Annotated in this window: 4 protein-coding genes; 1 reads left to right on the top strand and 3 read right to left on the bottom strand. The window is 74.5% G+C overall.

Features of this window, described 5'->3' with window-relative positions:
* Positions 1-16: 16 nt before the first annotated feature.
* Positions 17-919 carry a sugar ABC transporter permease gene (locus G6556_RS17615; protein WP_346774977.1) on the bottom strand — a complete coding sequence of 301 codons (903 nt, stop codon included), beginning with the start codon at positions 917-919 and terminating at the stop codon, positions 17-19.
* Between the two features lie 289 nt (positions 920-1,208).
* Here G6556_RS17615 and G6556_RS17610 point away from each other — a divergent pair, with 289 nt between their 5' ends.
* Positions 1,209-2,243, top strand: a complete 1,035-nt coding sequence (locus tag G6556_RS17610) for a LacI family DNA-binding transcriptional regulator (RefSeq protein WP_166944278.1) — start codon at positions 1,209-1,211, stop codon at positions 2,241-2,243.
* 2 nt (positions 2,244-2,245) lie between these two features.
* On the opposite strand, the gene G6556_RS17605 is transcribed toward G6556_RS17610, so the two are convergent.
* Together G6556_RS17605 and G6556_RS17600 are read right to left on the bottom strand one after the other, a co-directional pair.
* Positions 2,246-3,175, bottom strand: a complete 930-nt coding sequence (locus G6556_RS17605; RefSeq protein ID WP_166944276.1) for a universal stress protein — start codon at positions 3,173-3,175, stop codon at positions 2,246-2,248.
* 109 nt (positions 3,176-3,284) lie between these two features.
* Positions 3,285-3,900: M15 family metallopeptidase (locus G6556_RS17600; RefSeq protein WP_166944274.1), on the bottom strand; the 616-nt coding region annotated here is incomplete at its 5' end.

Here is a 3,900-nt window from a genome sequence, read left to right as displayed (position 1 = left end):
GTGGTCGTCATCGGGCTCACGCCTCCTTGCGCATGCCGCGCAGCTGGACGACGTAGGCGACGATCATCGTGAGGACGCCCATGATGATCGCGACCGTCGCCGAGTAGTTGTACTGCTGGCCGGAGAAGGACAGCGAGTAGGCGTACAGGTTCGGGGTGAAGGACGTCGTGATGGCGTTCGGCGCCAGGCTCTGCAGGATGCTCGGCTCGTTGAACAGCTGGAAGCTGCCGATGATCGAGAAGATCGTCGCGATGACCAGGGCGCCGCGGATCGCGGGGATCTTGATGGACCGGACGACCTGCCACTGGCTGGCGCCGTCGAGCTCCGCCGCCTCGTACAGCGAGGCGGGCACGACCCGGAGCGCCGAGTAGAAGATCAGCATGTTGTAGCCGACGAAGCTCCAGGTCACGATGTTGCCGATCGACGCCAGCACCAGGTCGGGCGACAGCGGGTTCGGCAGCTGCACCCCGAGCAGGTCGTTGAGGTTGCCGACCAGGCCGAACCGGGTGCCGTACATGAAGCCCCACATGAGCGCGGCGACCACGGCGGGCACGGCGTAGGGCAGGAAGATCGAGATCCGGAAGAAGCTCTTGCCGTACAGCCGGCCGCTGTCGATCGCGAGGGCCACCAGCAGGGCGAGGCCGAGCATGATCGGCACCTGCACGACGAGGAACGCCCCCACGCGTCCGACCGCCGACCAGAACTGCGGGTCGGTGAACGCCCGCTGGTAGTTCTCGAGGCCGACGAACGAGTTGCCGCCCACCAGCTGCTTGCGGAACAGGCTGAGGTAGATCGAGTACGCGATCGGCGCGAGGAAGACGAGGGCGAACACGGCCATGAACGGGCCGACGAAGCCCCAGCCGGCCCACCGGCCGCGTCGCGTGCGCCGGCGGGCGGCGGTGCGCGGCACCGCGGTCACCGGCACCGGGACGTTCTGGGTCGTCACAGCGAGCCACTCCTTCGGGGGTCGGGGCGCCGGTCGATGTTGACGTCAACATCCGGCGGCGCGGGCGCCACGTTGCCACGCGGCCGGGACGGGTGTCAACACGACCGGTCGGCAAGATGTCGACGTCACCATCCGCTCGACGACGCGGGAGCGCGCCCGCAGAGCGCATGGGGTCCCGCCGCGCCGGTCGCCGCCGGGCGGTACTCGCCGCGCGGCGCCCGCGTCCCGGATGGTGACGTCACCATGTGGCTATCATCGCGACATGACTGACACCGTCCCGGCGCCGGGCCGCAGCCGCTCCGGCCCGTCGATCGCCGACGTCGCCCAGCTGGCCGGCGTCTCGTCGCAGACGGTGTCCCGGGTGTCGACGGGTGCGGACAACGTCCGGCCCGCGACCCGCGAGCGCGTGCTCGCCGCGATGGAGCAGCTGGGGTACTCCCCCAACCACGCGGCGCGGGCGCTGCGCTACGGCAGCTTCGGCACCATCGGCGTCATCGCGCACCGGCTCGCCCGGACCGGCGAGTCCCGGACCGTGGAGGCCGTCGTGGAGGCGGCGCGCGCCGAGGGCTACACCGTCAGCCTGGTCGACGTGCAGAGCCCCTCGTCGGACGACGTGACCGCCGCCGCGGCGCGGCTCTCGCACCAGTCGATCGACGGCCTGGTGATCATCCGGGCGGAGACCGCCACGCCGGCGAGCCTCGCCGTGCCCCCGCGCATGCCCGTGGTCGTCTCCGACTCCCGGTTCGTGGGCCACCACCCGGCGGTCGCGGCGGACCAGGTGACCGGCACGCACCTCGCCGTGCAGCACCTCCTCGACCTCGGCCACCGCACGGTGCACCACCTGGCCGGGCCCGCGGACTCCGCGCCCGCCGAGATCCGCGTCGACACCTGGCGGGAGCACCTGGTGGGGTCGGCCCGGGTCGTGCCGGCGGTCGTGCGCGGCGACTGGAGCGCCCGCTCCGGGTACGAGCAGGGCCGGCTGCTGGCGGCCGACCCCGACGTGACCGCGGTGTTCTGCGCGAACGACGAGATGGCCGCCGGGCTCGTGCGCGCGCTCTACGAGCAGGGCCGGCGGGTGCCGGACGACATCTCGGTGGTGGGCTTCGACGACATCCCGCTGACCGAGTTCCTCTGGCCGCCGCTGACGACCGTGCAGCAGGACTTCCACCTGATCGGGAGCCGGCTGGTCGACCTGCTGCTCCGGCAGATCCGGGACCGGGAGACCCTGACCGACTCGCGGATCGTGGTGCCGACGCGGCTGGTCGTGCGCGCGAGCACGGCCGCCCCCCGGGCCTGAGGTCAGGCCGACGCGGTCGCCCGCTCCGGCCGCGGCGGCCGCTGCTCCGGCACCACCTCCGGGCTCCGGGTGACCAGCACCGGGCACTCGGCGCGCTGCACGACGGGCCGGCTGGTGGAGCCGAGCACCAGGCTCGCGAACCCGCCGCGGCCGCGCGTGCCCACCACCAGCAGGCCGGCGTGCCGCGAGCGCCGGACCAGCACCTGGGCGGGCCTGCCCTCGGCCAGGTCGAACGCCACGTCGACGTCCCGCCGGGACGCCGCCCACGACCGGCCGCGTTCGAGCACCCGCTCGGCCTCCTCCAGCGCCACCTCGGCGGGCGAGCGCTGCGGGTAGGACAGCGCCCAGTACGCGGGGCTGGTCGTCTCCACCGCGGTGGTCCAGGCGGTCACGACGCTCACGGACGTGCCCAGGTGGGACGCCTGGTCGCACCCCGCCTCCAGCGCGCGGAACGCCCCCGCCGAGCCGTCGAAGCCCACCAGCACGGGCTCGTGCCCGGCGCCCGCGTGCGCCCCGGCCGGCACGACGACCACCGGGCACCGGGCCCGGTGCAGCACACCGGTGGCGGCCGAGCCCACCAGGGCCGTGACGAGACCCGCCCCGCGGCGGCCGACCACCACCAGGCGCGCGTCCGCCGCCCGGTCGACCAGCACCCGGGCCGGCGGCCCGTGCCGCACCTCCGGCCGCGCGTCGACGCCCGGCGCGGCCTCGACCGCGATCCGTGCGCCCTCCTCGGCCACCGCGCGCACCTGCTCCTGCACCTCGCGCCCGAGCCAGGACTCGCCGGCGCCGCCGCCCTCGCGGCCCGCGAAGCCCCAGACGTGCACCACGTCGAGCTCCCAGCCGCGGCTCAGCGCCTGCGTCGCGGCCCACCGGACCGCCGCGGCCGACTCGGCCGACGTGTCGTACCCGACGACCACCCTGTCGTCCATCTCCCGCCACCTCCGTCCACCAACGGGGACTCGTCCACCATGCCCCCGCGGCACGGGACACGCCAGGCCGAAGGTCCCTCTCGGCGGCCCGCGCCAGCCTCCGCGCAGGTCAGCGGCCGGTGATCGAGAAGTGCTGGTAGTCGACCGGCGAGGACCACTGCCCGCCCCATCGCCAGCCGTGCGCCGCGAACGCCCGCACCACCGCGTCGTCCGCGTGCAGCACACCCGGCGCGTCGGGCCGGGACGCGTACGGGACGCCCTCGGGCGGCAGCACGAGCGCGTCGCGCACGTACGGGTTCTCGACGGGGTTCAGGTCGATCGCCCGGCCGTAGGCGTGCTCCGACCAGCCCGTGCCCCGGCTGATCGGGCGGCAGTTGAACGCGGACGTGTTGTCCGCCGCCATGGACGCGTCGTCGTCGCCCCCGAAGTCGTCCACCAGGCGCATCGAGCGGATCGGGTACCCGAGGGCGAACAGCTCGCCGAACACCGCGACCACGCTGTCGGCCACGTCGGCGTGCACCACCAGCTCCCCGGTCGCCACGCCGCCGTCGAAGTCCCGGTACGTCACGGTCACCTGCCGCAGGTCGGCCAGCGGGACCGGGCAGCCGGGGCGCCACGAGGACGACATCCGGGTCGCGAGCTCGGCGGTGATGGGGCCGACCGTGCCGGCGTAGCCGAGGGCGTAGGCGTCGGCCGCGACCGCGCCGTGGTCCGCCCACGCGACG

This window comes from Cellulomonas sp. IC4_254, assembly GCF_011603975.1.
In the GTDB taxonomy this organism is placed as follows: Bacteria; Actinomycetota; Actinomycetes; order Actinomycetales; family Cellulomonadaceae; genus Cellulomonas.
Note: the sequence above shows the minus strand (reverse complement) of the source record. Positions and strands in the feature narration are given on the sequence as shown.

Coding starts and splice junctions, on each gene's coding strand:
- G6556_RS17610 (WP_166944278.1), top strand. CDS start 1,209: ATGACTGACACCGTCCCGGCGCCGGGCCGCAGCCGCTCCGGCCCGTCG.
- G6556_RS17605 (WP_166944276.1), bottom strand. CDS start 3,175: ATGGACGACAGGGTGGTCGTCGGGTACGACACGTCGGCCGAGTCGGCC.